Annotated in this window: 19 protein-coding genes; 16 read left to right on the top strand and 3 right to left on the bottom strand. The window is 57.6% G+C overall.

From position 1 onward, the window contains the following. Positions 1–110: 110 nt before the first annotated feature. Genes D5270_RS02630 through D5270_RS02620 form a run of 3 tightly spaced genes read left to right on the top strand, consistent with a single transcriptional unit; the run spans position 111 to position 3,305 of the window. Positions 111–491, top strand: coding sequence for a GntR family transcriptional regulator (locus tag D5270_RS02630; RefSeq protein ID WP_166542616.1), 381 nt, complete (start codon positions 111–113; stop codon positions 489–491). Beyond that, on the top strand, positions 488–1,390 hold the full coding sequence (locus D5270_RS02625) for an ABC transporter ATP-binding protein (RefSeq protein ID WP_166542615.1): 903 nt from the start codon (positions 488–490) through the stop codon (positions 1,388–1,390). The genes D5270_RS02630 and D5270_RS02625 overlap by 4 nt, the downstream gene beginning before the upstream one ends. Next, a complete protein-coding gene (locus tag D5270_RS02620; RefSeq protein WP_166542614.1) occupies positions 1,365–3,305 on the top strand; it encodes a hypothetical protein in 1,941 nt (646 codons plus the stop codon). The genes D5270_RS02625 and D5270_RS02620 overlap by 26 nt, the downstream gene beginning before the upstream one ends. A 58-nt stretch (positions 3,306–3,363) precedes the next feature. Here the strand turns inward: D5270_RS02620 and D5270_RS02615 are convergent, their stop codons facing one another. Genes D5270_RS02615 through D5270_RS02605 form a run of 3 tightly spaced genes read right to left on the bottom strand, consistent with a single transcriptional unit; the run spans position 3,364 to position 6,106 of the window. Then, positions 3,364–3,978, bottom strand: a complete 615-nt coding sequence (locus tag D5270_RS02615; RefSeq protein ID WP_166542613.1) for a hypothetical protein — start codon at positions 3,976–3,978, stop codon at positions 3,364–3,366. Next, on the bottom strand, positions 3,975–4,463 hold the full coding sequence (locus D5270_RS02610) for a flavodoxin family protein (RefSeq protein WP_166542612.1): 489 nt from the start codon (positions 4,461–4,463) through the stop codon (positions 3,975–3,977). Before D5270_RS02610 ends, D5270_RS02615 begins: the two co-directional genes overlap by 4 nt. A gap of 38 nt (positions 4,464–4,501) precedes the next feature. Then, positions 4,502–6,106, bottom strand: a complete 1,605-nt coding sequence (locus tag D5270_RS02605) for a peptide chain release factor 3 (RefSeq protein WP_166542611.1) — start codon at positions 6,104–6,106, stop codon at positions 4,502–4,504. Between the two features lie 233 nt (positions 6,107–6,339). Here D5270_RS02605 and D5270_RS02600 point away from each other — a divergent pair, with 233 nt between their 5' ends. The 13 genes from D5270_RS02600 (at position 6,340) to D5270_RS16685 (ending at position 17,041) form a co-directional block, all read left to right on the top strand. Further along, complete coding sequence (locus D5270_RS02600) at positions 6,340–7,044, top strand: hypothetical protein (RefSeq protein WP_166542610.1); 705 nt, start codon at positions 6,340–6,342, stop codon at positions 7,042–7,044. Next, positions 7,041–7,601: a hypothetical protein gene (locus D5270_RS02595; protein WP_166542609.1), complete on the top strand. Its 561-nt coding sequence runs from the start codon at positions 7,041–7,043 to the stop codon at positions 7,599–7,601. The genes D5270_RS02600 and D5270_RS02595 overlap by 4 nt, the downstream gene beginning before the upstream one ends. Before the next feature lie 221 nt (positions 7,602–7,822). Next, the gene (locus D5270_RS02590; protein ID WP_166542608.1) at positions 7,823–8,746 is read left to right on the top strand and encodes a stage III sporulation protein AA; all 924 of its coding nucleotides are present in this window, start codon (positions 7,823–7,825) and stop codon (positions 8,744–8,746) included. Next, positions 8,746–9,222, top strand: a complete 477-nt coding sequence (locus D5270_RS02585) for a stage III sporulation protein AB (protein ID WP_166542607.1) — start codon at positions 8,746–8,748, stop codon at positions 9,220–9,222. The genes D5270_RS02590 and D5270_RS02585 overlap by 1 nt, the downstream gene beginning before the upstream one ends. Before the next feature lie 21 nt (positions 9,223–9,243). After that, a complete protein-coding gene (gene spoIIIAC, locus D5270_RS02580) occupies positions 9,244–9,438 on the top strand; it encodes a stage III sporulation protein AC (protein ID WP_161473763.1) in 195 nt (64 codons plus the stop codon). Beyond that, the gene (locus D5270_RS02575; protein ID WP_161473764.1) at positions 9,435–9,653 is read left to right on the top strand and encodes a stage III sporulation AC/AD family protein; all 219 of its coding nucleotides are present in this window, start codon (positions 9,435–9,437) and stop codon (positions 9,651–9,653) included. The genes spoIIIAC and D5270_RS02575 overlap by 4 nt, the downstream gene beginning before the upstream one ends. Further along, positions 9,650–10,756, top strand: coding sequence for a stage III sporulation protein AE (locus tag D5270_RS02570; protein WP_166542606.1), 1,107 nt, complete (start codon positions 9,650–9,652; stop codon positions 10,754–10,756). The genes D5270_RS02575 and D5270_RS02570 overlap by 4 nt, the downstream gene beginning before the upstream one ends. 20 nt (positions 10,757–10,776) lie before the next feature. After that, complete coding sequence (locus D5270_RS02565; RefSeq protein WP_166542605.1) at positions 10,777–11,241, top strand: hypothetical protein; 465 nt, start codon at positions 10,777–10,779, stop codon at positions 11,239–11,241. Further along, complete coding sequence (locus tag D5270_RS02560) at positions 11,231–11,779, top strand: hypothetical protein (protein WP_166542604.1); 549 nt, start codon at positions 11,231–11,233, stop codon at positions 11,777–11,779. Before D5270_RS02565 ends, D5270_RS02560 begins: the two co-directional genes overlap by 11 nt. A 36-nt stretch (positions 11,780–11,815) precedes the next feature. Continuing rightward, the gene (locus D5270_RS02555; RefSeq protein WP_166542603.1) at positions 11,816–12,388 is read left to right on the top strand and encodes a SpoIIIAH-like family protein; all 573 of its coding nucleotides are present in this window, start codon (positions 11,816–11,818) and stop codon (positions 12,386–12,388) included. Positions 12,389–12,577: 189 nt separating this feature from the next. Further along, positions 12,578–13,294, top strand: a complete 717-nt coding sequence (locus D5270_RS02550; protein WP_166542771.1) for a ClpP family protease — start codon at positions 12,578–12,580, stop codon at positions 13,292–13,294. Between the two features lie 37 nt (positions 13,295–13,331). Next, on the top strand, positions 13,332–14,273 hold the full coding sequence (locus D5270_RS02545) for an undecaprenyl-diphosphate phosphatase (RefSeq protein WP_166542602.1): 942 nt from the start codon (positions 13,332–13,334) through the stop codon (positions 14,271–14,273). Positions 14,274–14,332: 59 nt separating this feature from the next. Beyond that, positions 14,333–17,041, top strand: coding sequence for an FtsK/SpoIIIE family DNA translocase (locus D5270_RS16685; RefSeq protein WP_243150055.1), 2,709 nt, complete (start codon positions 14,333–14,335; stop codon positions 17,039–17,041). Positions 17,042–17,144 lie beyond the last annotated feature (103 nt).

The raw sequence follows: 17,144 nt of genomic DNA, 5'->3' as shown, positions 1-17,144 counted from the left end.
TACCACAAATCAGGGCCTGGAATTTTTTTATATTTACCCCTTGACAAATCCTGTGTATGGGTGTATGCTTTAACTGTACTAATCGAACTAGTACAGATGGAGGTGCCAAGATGTTTGTCATCGACTACAAATGCGGCCTGCCGATTTTTGAGCAGATATACCGCAGCGTCATCACCCTGGGGGCTGCCGGAGCTTTCGGGGATAACGGACAGCTGCCGTCAGTGCGGGCCGTGGCAAAGGAACTGGGGGTCAATCCCAACACCGTCCAGAAGGCCTACTCCATGCTCGAGAGGGATGGCCTCATACACTCCCTGCCGGGGAAGGGCTCGTTCCTCTCAAAGCCCCAGGCGGCGGTGGATAAGCGCAGGCGTGACGCACTGGATATGGCGGCTAATGCCATGAGGGAAGCCATATCCTGCGGCATAACCCGGGATGAGCTCATAGAGCTGCTTTCCGGCCTGACGGACCCAGAAAAGGAGGGAAACTCATGATTAAATGTAAACAGCTTACCAAGCGCTTCGGGGAGCTGACTGCCCTGGACCAGGTGGACCTGTCTGTTCAGACCGGCAGTATCTTCGGGCTGGTGGGCTCCAACGGAGCGGGAAAGTCCACACTTCTGCGCATTCTTGCGGGGGTGTACCGTGCCGACGGCGGTACGGTGACCGTGAACAGCCAGTCTGTCTTTGAGAATAGGGCGCTCAAGTCAAAGCTCCGCTTCGTGCCCGACGAGCTGGCGCTTCCGGCGGGGAGTAACCTGCTGGGCATGGGGAAGCAGCTCTCCAGGCTCTACCCAAGCTGGGACGAGGCATGGTTTACGGAATTGTGTCAGCGCTTCCCGGTGAACGAAAAGTCCCGCTTCCAGGCGCTCAGCAAGGGCAACCGGCGGCAGGCCGGGATTATACTGGCCTTAGCCAGCCGCCCGGAGGTACTGCTTTTGGATGAGGTCTTCGACGGCATAGACCCGGTGATACGCAGGCTTGTCAAGCAGCTTATCGCCCAGGAGGTTGCCGACCGGCGCATGACCGTGGTGCTGGCGTCCCATAACCTTCGGGAAATGGAGGACTTCTGCGATACCCTGGCCCTTCTGCACAAGGGCGGACTCATCCTTGAGAAGGAGCTGGACGAGCTCTCCCTGCACCTCCAGCGCGTCCAGGCAGTGTTTGAAAAAATGCCGCCTATCGACAGCCTGAAGCAGAAGCTCTGCATTACCACCTACGAACAGACCGGCTCACTTATTACCTTCGTGGCCCGGGGCGCCAAGGAGGATGTGCTGGCGGCTCTGGAACAGTTCGGCCCCACCTTTAAGGAGACAGTACCGCTGTCCCTTGAGGAAGTATTTATAAGCGAAATGGAGGCGGCAGGTTATGACATTGACAAAATCCTTGGATAAGCGCGGCGGCTTCACATCCGTGTTCATATGGCAGCTAAGGCGCATCCTGCCCGCTGCCGTAATATACTGGCTGCTGATGGCAGGCGTAACCCTCTGGGACTCTATCGTAAGGCGTGGGGTTGAGGACCATGTCCATCTTATGGAGATATTTATTACCGGCTTTGCCTTCTACATGCCCATTATGTGCCTGGGGGACTGCTTCTCCCGCAGGCAGGCCGACTACATCAATGCCCTGCCGGTCCCCCGGGGGGAGCTGTATCTTGCATCCGTACTAAACGGCCTCTGGCAGATACTTCTCCCTATCATACCCTGCCGGCTCTTTACAGCCTGGATGTCATCCTATGGTTTAGGCGGCTACCACATCAGAAGCCTGACTACGGTAGCCATAGCCTTAGTGGGCTTCTCCTTTATGATGGCGGCGCTCTCGGGGACGTATCATGGCTATATTATGGCGTCGGCGGCACATCTTATTTGCTGGCGGGTCATAGTTTTTAGCAGCATGGCCTTGGTAGACCACACCATACCTAGGGTGTATAGCTATGGGAATAGCATGGATTTCTTTCAAATCCTATTCTCACCGGTGGGGGTAGAGTTTCAGCACCCCGACGGCTTCACAAGGACGGCCATATTCATCTGGCTGCCAATCCTCGGGGCCCTCTGCGGCTATGCGGGGTATCATCTCTATAAGCGCCGCAAGAGCGAGTGGGCAGGCCACTTCGGGCAGTGCGTTCTGCTGGAGCGGGTCCTGCGCACAGAGCTGACCCTTGGGGCAGGCCTGCTGACGGTCTCAATATTAGCCGGCAGCTCAAATTACTGGAGAGTGGGCGGCCTTGGCATTCCCATTACCCTTGGGGGCATGGTCCTGGCAATGGTGGTGGTGTTCCTGATACTGGAGCTGGTCTGGCACCGGAGGCTGAAAGCCCTTCTCAGCCACGCCATATCCATCGGCATTTCCGGGGCAATGATGCTCGGGGGGATAATCCTGGTTTCCACAGGCCTGGGCCTTGACACGGATATCCCGGAGGTCTCAGAGATAGAGAATGTGAGCATGAACTTTCATTATCCTGTAAATGTCATCGACATGAACGGATACTGGGGCGCGGAGCCTATTGAGCCCCGGCCCGTAATCAGGACTGAGATATCTGAAGGAGAGGTAATAGATGAACTGGCTCCGTTTAGTCTGACGGATTGTCTCTGGAGCCCGGAGATGCTGGACAAAGTGCACGAGCTCAATAAAAAGTATATAGAACTGGAGCGCGCCGCCCAGTACCCATATCTCCCCGGGCGCTTGGCTTATCGGAATCAGGAGGAAATATTTATATCCTATCACGTCACAAATCATGACCCGGACGGCATGCCCTCCTACAAGAACGTGTCGGTATGCTACAGGGGCCCGGTAAATTCTAAGACCGAGCCCATCCTGGAGGAGATTAGGAACCTGCGCCGGGAGATAATAAAAAGCGACGAGTTCGTATACAGCCAGATGCCCCTCAACGCCATAGACGCGGTAAAGACAGTCAGCAGGTTAAAGCCCAAAGGGGAGTTCTATACTGGACTTACCGTCACCGAGTCGGATATCTCCGCTATTAAGGACTATAAAGGGCTGGACGAGCTGCCCAAGGATTTCCTGACGCGCCTTGAGGAAGCTATGAGCGAGGACTTCCGCAACGGCCGCTTCACCACCTATGACGGTGTGTTGGAAGCCGACTACCAGATATACCAGCTGGGCTACGGCGGCGAGTTCACTGCCCGGGGCGGCCTTGCCATTGACAACGGGGAGTACAAACCGGCAAAGGGCATGAAGCTGAAACTGCACGAGTATGACTACAACGATTCGACTTTCCTGCCAAACGTCCTGCGGGTGACAAAGGAAATGCCAGCCACTTACGGATATCTTGAGACGCTGTACAGCTAAAGGACAGCTAAAATAGAAGCACCCCCTCCGGTGATGAATCGGAGGGGGTGCTTCTGCCTTAGGTTATTCGCTTGTCAAGGTCCCTGGCCCTGCCGCCGTTGGCCTTAATCATCTTTCGCCAGCCCATTTCCCCGGCCAGCTTATACATAAGCCTCGGGATGCCCAGCGTTACATACCTGTTTTCCTGCCTGGAGCCGGAGCCTATATTTTCAGCCAGCTCCCGGAGGGCTGCGTCCACCGGGCCCGCAGGCCCCTTGCCCAGCTTCGCCAGCGTGGAAAGCGCGCCGCCGCCTCCGGCGCCCACGCCGCCGCACCACCGGCAGCCCGCCCTTGCACAGAAATTCTCGATGATTTCCAGCGCGGGCCTGTTCTGCCGCCCCTCGTAAAATCCACAGTTCACCACCGCATACACCTTCGGCTGCTTCTCCCGGGCAAGCTGCTCAAGCTCTGTCAGGCACGCCAGCAGGTGTGAGGGCACGCTGTCTACATATAGCGGGAAGGCAAATACCCATACATCCCCTTCTGCCAGTGTTTTTAGGCTTTCAGTCCCGGGCTCTGGGCCGTGCAGGCATGTCATGACAGGCTCGGCTCTCATATGCCCCTTTAGGATATCCAGCAGAGTTCCGCTGGCGCTGCCGCTGTGTTTGGGGCTGCCGTTTATCAGTACAGTCATAGTGTAACACCCTCCAATTCCTCAGGGCCCTGAAAGAACCTCACCGGCCCCGCGCCGCCGTCATAGTTGACCGCATTTGCCTGTACAATCCTCTCAGCTGTGGCCCGCTCAGCCTCGGTGATATCCGGGCCGTAGAAATATGCCGAGACCGTCAGCCGGTTTTCATACCGGCGCCTATGGTGCATTTCGCCGCCTCGCACGGCAAAATAGGGGTGTATATAGGATATGGCCCGGTCCAGCACATTTTTGACAAAGGGGCTGGTGCAGCCGTACACACATCTGCTCACAAGGATGAGCTCGCTGCATTTGCTCAGGTCCCTACCGGTCATCTCGCAGCCGTCATGTATGACGCACACCCCCGGCGTCTTTATCCAGCAGCCGAAACAGCCCACACAGTGCCGGAAAGGCCTGCCGGGCCTGATGAGCTTGTATTCACCGTCCACGCGGCAGGGGAGGGTCTCAAGGTCGGTTATTATAAGTTTCATATATACACCTCGGCGGATAAGTTTAGCAGAACAGGAATTTAGTTCTCGCTGAACTCTGAAAGCAGCAGTCCATCGTTTCTCTCCAGCGCCCAATTAATGCTCCACTGATTTGAAAACAGCAGCAGGTAACGCCCCTTTAAATCCTGCACCTTCTTGGTATCGGAGGTGAGGTTCAGCTTCCTGAGCGCCGTCTCGTCCATGCCATCGTTATCTATCCAGCGTATAAAGGAGTAGGGGAGGGTCTGCATATATACCTCTACATTATACTCATTTTCCATGCGGTACTGGAACACGTCGAACTGCAGGCTGCCCACCACGCCCACAATAATTTCCTCCATGCCGGAGCTTATCTCCTGGAAGATTTGTATAGCGCCCTCCTGGGCAATCTGGTTTGCGCCCTTAACGAACTGCTTGCGCTTCATTGTGTCCTTCTGCCGCACAAGGCTGAACAGCTCCGGCGCGAAGGTGGGTATGCCCTGAAACCTCAGTTTCTTCCCCGGCGCGCATAATGTGTCGCCGATGGAGAATACCCCCGGGTCGAAGACGCCGATAATGTCCCCGGCATAGGCCTCCTCAATAATCTCCCGGCTCTGGGCCATGAGCTGCTGGGGCTGGCTGAGCTTCATGCGCCTGCCACCCTGCACATGCTCAACCTCCATGCCCTTCTCAAATTTGCCGCTGCAAAGGCGGATAAAAGCTATCCTATCCCTATGGGCCTTGTTCATATTTGCCTGTATCTTAAATACGAAGGCGGAGAAGTTATCGTCGAAGGGGTCCACCGTAGCGCCCTCAGCCTGGCGTGAGAGCGGTGGGGGGGTGAGCTTTAGGAACTGCTCCAAAAACGGCTCCACACCGAAGTTCGTCAGCGCCGACCCAAAGAACACCGGCGAGAGCTTACCGTGCCGAACCCGCTCTAAATCAAACTCATACCCTGCACCGTCCAGCAGCTCCACGTCGTCTTTCAGCGTGCCGTACAGATACTCGCCGATAGCCCCCGGCAGCCCCGGGTCGTCAAGGGTGAAGTCCTGCTCCTGGACCTCCCTGCGCCCGGCGCCGCTCTCCTCGGGGATAAACCTGAGCACCTTATCCTTCTCCCGGTCATAGACCCCCTTAAAATCCACCCCCGACCCGATGGGCCAGTTCATGGGGTAGGTGCCTATCCCCAGCTCCTTCTCTATCTCGTCCAGCAAGTCATATGGGCTCAGGGAGTCCCTGTCCATCTTGTTTATGAAGGTGAAGATTGGGATGTCCCGCATGACGCATACCTTAAAGAGCTTCCGGGTCTGGGCCTCAACGCCCTTGCCGGCGTCTATCACCATAACCGCGCTGTCAGCAGCCATCAGCGTGCGGTAGGTGTCCTCGGAAAAGTCCTGGTGCCCAGGGGTGTCCAGGATGTTGATACAGTAGCCGTCATACTGGAACTGCATTACGGAGGACGTGACAGAAATTCCCCTCTGCTTTTCTATCTCCATCCAGTCGGATACGGCGTGCCTCGAGTTGCGCTTGCCCTTGACCATTCCGGCCAGGGCGATTGCCCCGCCGTACAGCAGAAACTTTTCTGTAAGGGTGGTCTTGCCGGCGTCGGGGTGGGAGATTATTGCAAATGTGCGGCGCTTTTCGATTTCGGCTCTATTATCTGGCATAATATACTCTCCATTCTGAAACTTAAAGTTTAGTACAAATTTATAATATAATACCTGGAATAACTACATTGGTAGCACCTCTTGTATACAGTATCTGACATATTATAGCCCAAAACAGTCCCGGTTGCAAGCTTTTTCCAGCCCCTTTTGCAGGTATCCCATAGTTAGACAGCTTTCTCATGTGAAACGTGGTATTTTATCGTAAACCCTATCCCACGAAAGGAGAATAAAGTATGTACGCAAGGATTAAGCGGCTGCTGAGGCTGTTGCCGCTGGCGGTATGCGCGGTGCTCCTATACATATCCCCCGGCAGCTCCGCAGCGGACGCGGTGTGGCTTCGGGAGACCCTGTTCCTGGGAGAGGCCGTGCCGCTCAGGGTAAACGGCATACACCTAAAGGACCAGGCTGCAAAGGCCTTTGGGGACGAGCCCGGGGAGGTGGAGTGCTGGTGGATGAGTATGGAGGGCCAGAAAGATTTGGAGGACCTGGGCCGCGAGCGCCCGCGAAAGGGGACGGATTACCATATCTCGGCGGTGCTGCACAAAGAGAGCGGCGGCGACGCATGGAGGGACCTTATATACCACATAGACGTGGAGTCCGGCTCCATACGCGTGCTGGCAGAGGGGCCATGTGTGCAGACCGGCTCCGTGCTGCTGGAGCTGGAGGGCCGGGGGCTCTGCCTCTATGCCGAGGCCCGGCCCGACCCTGACCCTCAGGGGGGCATGACAGGCCTTACAGCGGAATTTACCGGCCTGCCCTTCGGCACCTATACTATAACCGCTGTGGGCCAGGATGAGCAGGAGCTGTGCAGCCTTGGGATAAGCGAGGAGAGCGATATGGTGGACCCTAAGCTCAGCAGCCAGACGGTACGCTTCACCCTTGGCGGCTCCACAAACGTGGCCCTTGGGGGCAGCTTCAGACTGGGGGCGGGGCAATGAGGGCCGGGAGGCTGCTGACCGCCCTGGTGCTGGCGCTTTTAGCCGGGCTATGGGGGCTCTGCTTCGTTCTGGGCCCCCATGAGGAGCCGGCGGAGATACAGGTGGTGGCGGTTGGCTCAGAGGACGGCGAGTCCGCCCCGGTACTGCAGCCCGGGGATACGACGGACTCGAGCCTGAGCTTTGTAAATAACGGGCTTACAGGCTGTAAGCTCCGGGTGCGGGTATGCGGGCCTCAGATAGACGGTAAGCCGGTGCTGGAGGCGGGACATATACGCTCGGAAGGCTTTTTGGAATCCGGCAGCGCAGAGGACGGCGGCGGGGAATACTGGACAGCCAAGGGTGCATATCTATACTATAAAAACAGCCGGACAGACGACCTGCTGCCCCCGGGACGGGAGACCCCGCCATTATATACGGCGGTGCGACTGAATGCCCAGATAGACCCGGAAGCCCTGACGGCCCTGAGGGATATAAGCCCACAGCAGCAGCTCTATGTGCTGGCTCAGGCCCAGCCCATGGGCGAGGGCCCCTGGCAGGAGGCCATACCTCCGGCGTAAGGGGGATGGGGTGAGCTTTTTCTACATGCTTTGGGGGTTTGTGGCGGTATCAGTGGGCGCGTCCGCTGTGCTGGCAGGCTTTGCCGGCTGGTACCGCCGCAGGAAGTGAGATAGCTTGAGTAAAGCGGCAGGCTCTGTCTTTTGGCGGGGTCTGTTCTATTTTTGCTTCAAAACACATACATATGGACTAGTCTACGAATCAAGAAAGCGGGTGCTGCTCTATGAGAGCTTTTGACCGTATTGCCAGCCATATTCCCCTGTTCCGGGACGAGCTGCTTGCCCTGCCGGACCAAGTCAAGCTCCAGGCCCAGGACATACATTTTAAGTCCGATGAGCCTATAGCCGTCTGCGGCAGAGAGGGGGTATTCTTTCTGAAGGCAAGAGGCGTGACTCGGGCCCTGGCCCCAGGGCTTCCTACCGTAAGCGCCGGTAAATTACAGGAGCTTTTCATGTATATCTGCGGCCGTTCAGTATTCAGCCACGAGGATGAGATACGCCAGGGCTATATTCAGGTGGACAGCCTATGCCGGGCGGGTATATGCGGCACGGCGGTGCTGGAAGGCGGCAGGGTGAAGGGGCTAAGGGACATCACCTCCATTGTCTTCAGAATCCCCCGGGACATGCCCGGCTGCGGGGACAGGCTTTTTCTCTCAGGGGTAGACTTCACCAAAGGTGCCCTCATAGCCGGTGAGCCCGGCAGCGGCAAGACCACGCTGCTTCGGGACATAGCCCGCTCCCTCTCAATGGGCCGCTTCGGTCAGGGAAAGCGTGTAGCCGTGCTGGATAGCCGGGGGGAGCTGGGGGCTTTCAGCCTTGGCCCCTGTGCCGATGTGCTGAGGAACTGCCCCAAGGGGCCGGGCTTTGAGATGGCTCTTAGAAGCCTCTCCCCGGAGATAATCCTCTGCGACGAGCTGGCCCCCGGGGATACGGAGGCGGTGGAGAGCGCGGCCCGGGCCGGCGTGGGCCTAATAGCCACCGTGCACAGCGGCTCAGACCCCCGCAGCCGCCCCTTCTGCCGGGACCTGCTCAATACTGGGGCGTTTCAAACCCTAGTTGCCCTTCGGGGCAGGGAGTATCCCTGTGAGCCAGCTTTCATTGAGGGGCCGGGGGAACGCTCCATGTTCCGGGAAAGCTGTGCAGTCTGATGAAGCCGTTGGGTTCTGTTTTACTAGTGCTTGCGGGACTGATATGGGGCCTGGGCCGCACATGGGAGCTGAGGCAGAGGGTGACATATTTATCCCAGCTGGAGGTGCTGCTCCAGTGGCTCAAGACCGAGATAGCCTACTCTGCACGCCCTCTGCCGGAGCTGATACAGGCAGGGGACAGCCCATTCTGCAGGGCAGCCGCCCGAAGGCCGGAGTTTTCCTCGGACCCCTGCGGAGCCCTGTATAAAGCCGGGGCCAGCCTTCTGGGAGACGAGAAGGACCAAAAGCTTATAAGGGACTTTGCGGCGGGCCTCGGGGCCAGCGACACCCAGGGGCAGCTCGACCACCTGGAGCTCTGTGCCGCCCGCACCCGCCAGCATTTAACCGAGGCCAGGGGGACATATAAGGAGCGCTCCAGGCTGTATCCGGGGCTGGGGGCGCTGCTGGGGTTGGGGGCGTGGGTGCTGCTAATATAAGACACGGGAGGCCAAAAAGCAATGGAAGTGGAGCTTATCTTTAAGATAGCCGCCATCGGTATCATAGTGGCGGTCTTAAACCAGCTGCTTATCCGCTCGGGCAGGGAGGAGCAGGCGCTGATGACGACTTTAGCAGGGCTTATAGTGGTGCTGATGATGATAATAAATGAGATAGACGCCCTGTTTGAGGCCATCAAGACCACATTTCAGCTATGAACATGGAGGGGCTGTTTGAGCTGTGCGTTACGGTTATGCTCAAGGCCGTGGGCCTTACAGTAGTGGGCCAGCTTGCCTCCCGCCTGTGCAAGGACGCGGGGGAGAGCGCCCTGAGCTATGGGGTGGAGCTGGCGTCAAAAATAGCTGTGCTGGGGGCGGCAATGCCGCTGATGTCAAAGCTCTTTGAATTTCTGGGGGATATCATGAGCATATGAGAGTGAAAAAAGTGGGGAAGTTAGTTATAATTATAATAATTCTTATTGCTTTTGCAGTAATATGTTCCCCGGTGGCCTTGGCCCAGACCGGCGAGCTATATGAAAAAAGCGGCGCCCCCGGACTGTACGACAGCCTGGACGGCGACACCAAAAACCTGCTGGGAGAGCTTGGGGTGGACGGAGCAAACGTGACCGGCGGGCTCTCCGGAGAGGGTATATTCGAGATGGTCTCCTCACTTCTTCGGGACAAGCTGTCGTCTCCCCTAAAGGCCATGGCAGCGCTGCTGGGAGTGGTGATGCTGTGCAGGCTGTCAGCAGGCATGGGAGATGACGGCGGGGTATCACCGCTGGTGGGTGCGGCGGCCTGCGGGCTGATACTTTCCGCGCCACTCTTGGGGATACTCACCACCTGCCGCAGAGTTTCGGGTGCGGCGTCTGTTTTCCTGACTGCGGCGGTGCCGGTATACGCCGGGCTGCTCACAGCCGGGGGAAACCTGGCCACCGGCAGCGGCTACAGCTTCATTACCATGTTGGCGGGAACAGCCATACCTGTCCTCTCAACAGGGGTATTCATTCCAATGCTGCAAATATACCTGGGCCTATCCATAGCCGGGGCAGTCTCGGGAACAGAGCTTGGAGGCCTTGCCGACGCCATGTACAGGCTTGGCAAATGGGCCCTTACAACCCTTGTGACATTATTTGCAGCAATACTCTCCGTGCAGACTGCCGTAAATGCCCAGGTAGACGCTGCAACAGGCAAGGCCGCAAAGCTTGCTCTCTCGGCGGGCCTGCCTATAGTGGGCGGGGCTCTGGGCGACGCGGTGACGGCTATACAGAACAGCGTGCGCATAGTGAAGTCCGGGGCGGGAGCCTTCGGAATGCTGGCGGCGCTGTGTATCTTCGCCCCTGCCATGGCGGAGTGCGCACTTTGGGCAGGGGTCTGCATGGCAGGCAAGGGCCTTGGGGACCTGTTCGGTGTAAAGGAGATAGGCGGGCTTATGAACGCGGCGGCCTCGGCGGTAAAGATGGTGCTGGCGCTGCTGGGCAGCATTTGTGTAGTGTGCGTTGCAAGCGCGGCGGCAGTGCTCTTAGCCGGAGGATAATAAAAGGAGGTGCCTACAAAATGACCGGAACTTTACAGGCGGCAGGGACCGTCTGCGGCGTGCTGATTGCCTCAGAGCTCCTTTCAAAGCTCTGCCCAAGGGATAAAATGCTGGGTTTCGTCCGGGGCCTGGTCGCCCTTATGCTTATAGCCTCACTCTGCGCTTCCATAATATCTGCAGACTGGGACTGGCAGCTGGACACTGACGAAATAGGGAATAATGAGGCGCTGAATGAGTATATGGAGGACCAGTATGCCAAAGCCGCCCGGGAGGACATGGAGGGATATATAAAGGGGCTTTTGGGTGCCGCCGGGATAGAGGCGAAAAAAATACGCGCGGATATCCATATAACGGAGGACGGCAGCATATCATGTACAAAGGCCAGCCTGACCTTCGCCTTTGAGAGTGAGGCAAGGAGGGCCCGGGCGGTGCTCTCAGGCGCTCTGAAAGGCGTACCTCTGGAGGTGACCGTGGATGGAGCTTGATAAGCTTGGGCTTGGCAGGCTCAAAGGCTGGCTTCAAAAGGCCTCAAAGGACCGCAAGCTCACGCGGATAGCCGTTATCCTGGGGATGGCGGGGATAGTGCTCATATGGCTCTCCAGTCTCTCCCCCGGGAAAGAGACTGACCCCGCGCCCACAGAAAGCGGCGCCGGACTCACTGAAGCCCAGTACCGCCAGGAGCTTGAGGAGGACCTTACGAGGATAGTCCGGGCTGTCACCGGTGACCAGAGCCCACAGGTAATGATAACCCTTGAGGACTCGGGGGCAGGGGTATACGCCCAGGACTATGCCGAGAGCTCCGGCGGCGGTTCAAAAGAGCGGGACAGCTCCTACGTGGTCCTGAAGGACAGCGGCGGCTCGGAGCACGGCCTTTCCCTTCAGCAGCGCCAGCCCCGGGTGCTGGGGGTGGTGATAGTCAGCCGGGGGGCGGGGGACCTTGCTGTCCGCGAGAAGCTGGTGAACACCGCCCGGGCTGTGCTGGGGGTGTCCGCCGGACGCATATGCGTGGTGGAGGGCAGGTAAGCAAGCTATAATTTAAGCAAAAAGGTGGGTCATTCAATGATGAAGAAGCTAGGAAGAAAACAGTTAGTATTGGCGTCGCTGGTGCTTGCGCTGGGCGCGGCGGTATACCTTAACTGGCAGTTTGCCGGAACAAACAAGCTGCCGGTAGGCGACAGCTCCAGCGGCGTCAGCAGCCAGCTGGGTGCCGCCCAGCTGGTGAACAACGCTTATGTTGAGACCGTCACCGACGACCTCACAGGCTCAGAGCAGGCGAACACCAAGGCCGACAGCTTTGCCCAGGCGCGCATGGACCGCCAGGCCTCAAGAGACGAGGCACTGGAGCTTCTGGACAAGGTGCTGGAAGACGTAAACGCCGACAGCGACGCAAAGAAAGCGGCGGTGGAGGAGGCCTCGGCCATGGCCCAGAGCATTTTGAAGGAGACGAACGTGGAGGGCGTTTTAAAGGCCAAGGGCTTTGAGGAGTGCGTGGCGTACATAGCCTCCGAGAAGTGCAGCGTCCTGGTCTCGGGGGAGCTTAAGGACACCGACATGCTCATTATCCAGGAGGCGGTTATGGAGCAGACCGGGCTCACAGCGGACAAAATCACCATCATCGGCGGCGGGAAATGATAGATGGGGGGCTTCGGCCCCTCATTTTTCTTACAAATTCCAGACTTGCCCAATGGGAAAAAAAGTGGTATAATACATAACATGGCGGCAGTCCGGGCAGACTCTCTCCGTAAAGGAGAGTGCTGTGCTATGAAAAAAGCTGTATCTAAGAAGGAACAGGTCAGGTCCGCCAAAAACTCCGACGAGGGCATGGAGGCCCCGGAGCAGGAGGGCTGGTGCGACCAGCAGAAGCAGATAAACGAGAGCGGCTCAGTGGTGACCCATAGTAACGGGCACACCATCCACTGCCTCACTATCATCGGCCAGATAGAGGGCCATTATATCTCCCCCTCCCAGAACAAGACCACCAAGTATGAGCATGTGATACCTCAGATAGTGGCTGTTGAGGAGGACCCGGAGATAGACGGCCTTTTAATGCTGCTGAACACTGTGGGCGGCGACGTGGAGGCTGGCCTGGCCCTTGCGGAGCTGGTGGCTGGGATGAAGAAGCCCACTGTATCACTGGTGCTGGGAGGAGGCCACTCTATCGGCGTACCCCTGGCTGTGGCGGCGAAAAGGTCTTTTATAGCCGAATCCGCCTCCATGACTATTCATCCTGTGCGCATGAACGGCCTTGTGCTGGGCATACCTCAGACCCTTGAGTATTTCCGGCGGATGCAGGACCGAATCACAAACTTTGTCACCCAGAACTCAAACATCACAAAGGAGCGCTTCACCACCCTCTCCATGAACACCCAGGAGCTGGTGATGGACGTGGGCACAGTCTTAGACGGTCCGGACGCTGTTGAGGAGGGACTTATAGATTCCCTGGGCTCCCTTTCAGACGCCATGGACTGTCTGAGCTCCATGATAGACAAGAGGAAAAAGAAGCGCGGCCCCGGCCGCCCAAAGAAGAAATCAGACTGAGAAAAGGCGGCAGGCCCGCCTTACATAAGGAGAGATTATGACAATTTTAGACGCAATATTTCAGGGCGTTATACAGGGCGCGACTGAATTCCTGCCGGTCTCAAGCTCCGGGCACCTGTCCATATCCCAGCATATCTTCGGTATAGAGCTGCCCGGGATATTATTCGACGTAATGCTCCATCTTGGCACACTGATAGCGGTTGTGTTCGTATACAGAAAGCTTATCTGGCGCTTACTTAAAGAGTTCGGCCTTTTAGTAGCCGACCTGTTCAGGGGACGTTTCAAATGGAACACGATGAACGAGGACCGGCGGCTGATATTCATGCTCGTTATCGGGCTTCTGCCGCTGTTCCTGCTATTCCTGCCGATTCCGGGCACGGATATGAAGGTAAAGGACCTCTCGGAGCAGCTGGCTTCCGACAGTAGTATCTTAGTCGAAGGCCTGGCTCTCCTGGCTACAAGCCTGCTGCTGTTCTTGGGCATATGGGCAAACCGACGCACGGCAGCCGCCCTTGCCCCCGGGAAGCACTGGGCCAGAGGGGCAAGGGCCGGGCGCACCCAGTACACTGTGGCTGACGCCATAATAACCGGCGTTACCCAGTGCCTGGCGGCTGTGTTCCCGGGGCTCTCTCGGTCCGGCTCAACCATGTCCGTAGGGCTTATGCGCGGAATAGACCAGCAGACGGCCCTCGACTACTCCTTTGTGCTGGGCATACCCTCAATAGCAGCGGCAGCCCTGCTGTCCATAAAGGATGCCGGGAGCGAGGGGGAGGCTATCGGCACGGCGACTCTGATAGTTGGTGTGATAACCGCGGCTATTGTGGGCTTTCTGGCAATAAAGCTGCTCAAATGGATAGTTACCACCAATAAGCTCAGTGTTTTCGCCATATACACACTTATCGCCGGGCTGACGGTGACAGGTATCGCCATCTATGAGATGAGCACAGGGCAAAACCTGTTTACCGGCAAGCCCCTTTAGACCAAAGTTATAGATAAAAGAAAAAGACGTAAAAACCGAGGGATAGGGAGGAAGAAAACTTGGCCGAACAAAAGAAACCGTCAGCCGGGAGCACCCCGGCTAAACGCAATACCCAAAAGCGCGCGCCTGCAAAGACCACTCAGAGCAGGGCGGCAGCCACAAAAAAGACTGGGGCCAAAAGGCACGCCCCGCCAAAGCCCACCGCCGAGGAGATACGCCAGAGAAATCAGGTGCGGGCGGTGGTACTCTTTGCCTGCGCCATCTTTTTCGGGTGCCTGACCATATTCCAGGGTGACAGCCTTTGGAAGTGGGCCCATAATGCCATCCTTGGCCTGTTTGGGGGCTGGGCCATGCTCTGGCCTGTTTTGATGATATATGTGGCGGTGATAACCACTCTGGACCGGCCTATGGGCTCCATCAGCGGGAAGGTCTGGCTTACAGCCGTAGTGATACTGCTTTTCTGCGCTACTGGCTTCATTTTCGGCGGGGCTAAGATATCAGACGGCCTGTCTGTATTTGACTACATAACCGCGCTGTACCGCACAAACGCCGGCGTTGGAGGCGGCGTAATGGGCGGGCTGCTGGGACAGCTGCTGATAGGCGCGGCGGGGAAGACAGGGGCCAAGATAATCATACTATTATTGCTGTTTGTCAGCGTGATGATACTTACCGGAACCACTTTAATCGGCCTGTTCCACACCATCAAGAAGCCCGTTGAAGTGGTAAACGAGGGCATACAGACCGCCCGCCAGCGCCGGGAGGAGGAGAGGGTCATCCTTCAGGAGGACTGGGAGCAGCGCTCCGCGATTGACGTGCCCCTTGAGCCAAACCTGCCATCAGGCCCGGTGAGCAGCAGGACCTCGGCACTGTTTCCCCCGGTAGAGCCCAGGAAGAAGCCGGGGCGCAGCGAGAAGCTGGACAAGCTTGAGAGGGTCTTCGGAATCGAGGCCCCCCGCCCGGAGCTCCAGCCTGAGCTAGAGCCGGAGCCACAGGAGAAGCCGGAGGACGAGCTCCCGCCCTCCCCGGTATTCTCCCCAAACCCGCCTGCTCCAATAGCAGAGCCGGAGCCCGAGCCGGTATCTAAGGCGGTGGGAGAGCCCGAAGCCTCAGAGCCAGAGGAGAGCTCTCAGGAACCGGAGGAGAAATCTGAGCCTGCGCCGGATATCCCCATGCCAAAGCCAAGGATGCAGGAGCCTGAGCCGCGTCAGGCCACCCCACAGGAGAACGCCCTTTATCAGGCCATGGACCAGCTTCAGACTCCCGGCACCTACTGTTTCCCTCCGGTCACCATGCTGGCGACAAGCCCCCAGGTGGACAGGGCTAAGGAGACTGAGGAGCTCCAGACCAACGGCAAGATACTGGTGGACACTTTGAACAGCTTCGGGGTCAGCACCAAGATAATGGACATCTGCCGTGGACCCTCTGTCACAAGATACGAGATACAGCCTGCGGCGGGAGTTAAGATAAGCAAGATAACAAGCCTAGCCGACGACCTTGCCCTAAACCTTGCAGCCACAGGCGTGAGGATAGAGGCACCTATCCCAGGCAAGGCGGCGGTGGGTATTGAGGTCCCCAACCGCGCCCGAAGCTCTGTGCGTATGCGCGACCTTATACAGTCCAACGCCTTCCAGACCTCAAAGAGCAAGCTCTCCGTGGCCCTGGGCCGGGACATAGCCGGACAGCCTGTAGTGGCGGACCTTGCCAGAATGCCACATATACTTATAGCCGGCACCACCGGCTCAGGCAAGTCTGTGTGTACAAACTCAATGATAATCAGCATGCTCTATAAGGCCAGCCCCGACGAGGTGCGCTTTTTGATGATAGACCCCAAGGCCGTGGAGCTCACCGGCTATAACGGCCTGCCGCATATGCTGGTGCCGGTGGTCACCGACCCCCATAAGGCAGCCGGTGCTTTGGGCTGGGCCGTAAATGAGATGATGAAGCGTTACAAGATTTTCTCGGAGAACAATGTCAGAAACCTCCAGGGCTATAATAACCTTGCCGAGGCCCAGAACTACGAGGACGAGAACGGTCAGCCCATGCCCGCCATGCCTCAGATAGTCATAATAATTGACGAGCTTGCGGACCTTATGATGGCGACCCCTAAGGAGGTGGAGGATTCCATCTGCCGTCTGGCCCAGCTTGCCCGTGCCGCAGGAATGCACTTGGTGGTTGCAACTCAGCGCCCGTCAGTAGACGTTGTGACAGGCCTTATCAAGGCCAATATCCCCAGCCGCATAGCCCTCACCGTTTCAACGGCAGTGGACTCCCGCACCATTATAGACACCGTTGGCGCAGACAAGCTCCTGGGCCAGGGGGATATGCTCTTTGCCCCGGTGGGCAGCAATAAGCCGGTGCGCGTCCAGGGCTGCTATGTGAGCGACGAGGAGATTTCCTCCATAGTTGAGTTCGTGAAGAAGACCAAATCTATGGACTATGACGCCGACGTTATTGAGGAAATCGAGCGCAATGCCGCCAGTACCGAAAGTGCCAAGGACGACGGCGGCGAGCGCACTGGCGACGCCGACCCCATGATGGACGAGGCCATAAAGGTGGTGGTGGAGGCAGGACAGGCCAGTACCTCACTGCTGCAGCGGAGGCTGCGCCTGGGCTACGCCCGTGCAGGACGGCTCATAGACGAGATGGAACAGCTGGGGATTGTGGGCCCGCACGAAGGGTCTAAGCCCCGGCAGGTGCTCATGACCTACACCCAGTGGCTGGAGCGGAATATGCAGAAGCCGGACCAGCCTGAGGATAGTGAAGAATAGTGCAAAAGAAGCTGTCGTGAGGACAGCTTCTTTTCATATAGAAAGATAGGCCGCTGCATAACACAGCGGCCTATCTTTCTTGTATTCACATTTCTAACAGCGT

The sequence above is a fragment of the Acutalibacter sp. 1XD8-36 genome (assembly GCF_009917525.1).
In the GTDB taxonomy this organism is placed as follows: Bacteria; Bacillota; Clostridia; order Oscillospirales; family Acutalibacteraceae; genus Acutalibacter.
This window is presented reverse-complemented; position numbering and strand designations above follow the sequence as displayed.

What these genes read in the sequence shown, in the direction of transcription:
- D5270_RS02630 (WP_166542616.1), top strand. Translation starts at nt 111, where the DNA reads ATGTTTGTCATCGACTACAAATGCGGCCTGCCGATTTTTGAGCAGATA.
- D5270_RS02625 (WP_166542615.1), top strand. Translation starts at nt 488, where the DNA reads ATGATTAAATGTAAACAGCTTACCAAGCGCTTCGGGGAGCTGACTGCC.
- D5270_RS02620 (WP_166542614.1), top strand. Translation starts at nt 1,365, where the DNA reads ATGACATTGACAAAATCCTTGGATAAGCGCGGCGGCTTCACATCCGTG.
- D5270_RS02615 (WP_166542613.1), bottom strand. Translation starts at nt 3,978, where the DNA reads ATGACTGTACTGATAAACGGCAGCCCCAAACACAGCGGCAGCGCCAGC.
- D5270_RS02610 (WP_166542612.1), bottom strand. Translation starts at nt 4,463, where the DNA reads ATGAAACTTATAATAACCGACCTTGAGACCCTCCCCTGCCGCGTGGAC.
- D5270_RS02605 (WP_166542611.1), bottom strand. Translation starts at nt 6,106, where the DNA reads ATGCCAGATAATAGAGCCGAAATCGAAAAGCGCCGCACATTTGCAATA.
- D5270_RS02600 (WP_166542610.1), top strand. Translation starts at nt 6,340, where the DNA reads ATGTACGCAAGGATTAAGCGGCTGCTGAGGCTGTTGCCGCTGGCGGTA.
- D5270_RS02595 (WP_166542609.1), top strand. Translation starts at nt 7,041, where the DNA reads ATGAGGGCCGGGAGGCTGCTGACCGCCCTGGTGCTGGCGCTTTTAGCC.
- D5270_RS02590 (WP_166542608.1), top strand. Translation starts at nt 7,823, where the DNA reads ATGAGAGCTTTTGACCGTATTGCCAGCCATATTCCCCTGTTCCGGGAC.
- D5270_RS02585 (WP_166542607.1), top strand. Translation starts at nt 8,746, where the DNA reads ATGAAGCCGTTGGGTTCTGTTTTACTAGTGCTTGCGGGACTGATATGG.
- spoIIIAC (WP_161473763.1), top strand. Translation starts at nt 9,244, where the DNA reads ATGGAAGTGGAGCTTATCTTTAAGATAGCCGCCATCGGTATCATAGTG.
- D5270_RS02575 (WP_161473764.1), top strand. Translation starts at nt 9,435, where the DNA reads ATGAACATGGAGGGGCTGTTTGAGCTGTGCGTTACGGTTATGCTCAAG.
- D5270_RS02570 (WP_166542606.1), top strand. Translation starts at nt 9,650, where the DNA reads ATGAGAGTGAAAAAAGTGGGGAAGTTAGTTATAATTATAATAATTCTT.
- D5270_RS02565 (WP_166542605.1), top strand. Translation starts at nt 10,777, where the DNA reads ATGACCGGAACTTTACAGGCGGCAGGGACCGTCTGCGGCGTGCTGATT.
- D5270_RS02560 (WP_166542604.1), top strand. Translation starts at nt 11,231, where the DNA reads ATGGAGCTTGATAAGCTTGGGCTTGGCAGGCTCAAAGGCTGGCTTCAA.
- D5270_RS02555 (WP_166542603.1), top strand. Translation starts at nt 11,816, where the DNA reads ATGATGAAGAAGCTAGGAAGAAAACAGTTAGTATTGGCGTCGCTGGTG.
- D5270_RS02550 (WP_166542771.1), top strand. Translation starts at nt 12,578, where the DNA reads ATGGAGGCCCCGGAGCAGGAGGGCTGGTGCGACCAGCAGAAGCAGATA.
- D5270_RS02545 (WP_166542602.1), top strand. Translation starts at nt 13,332, where the DNA reads ATGACAATTTTAGACGCAATATTTCAGGGCGTTATACAGGGCGCGACT.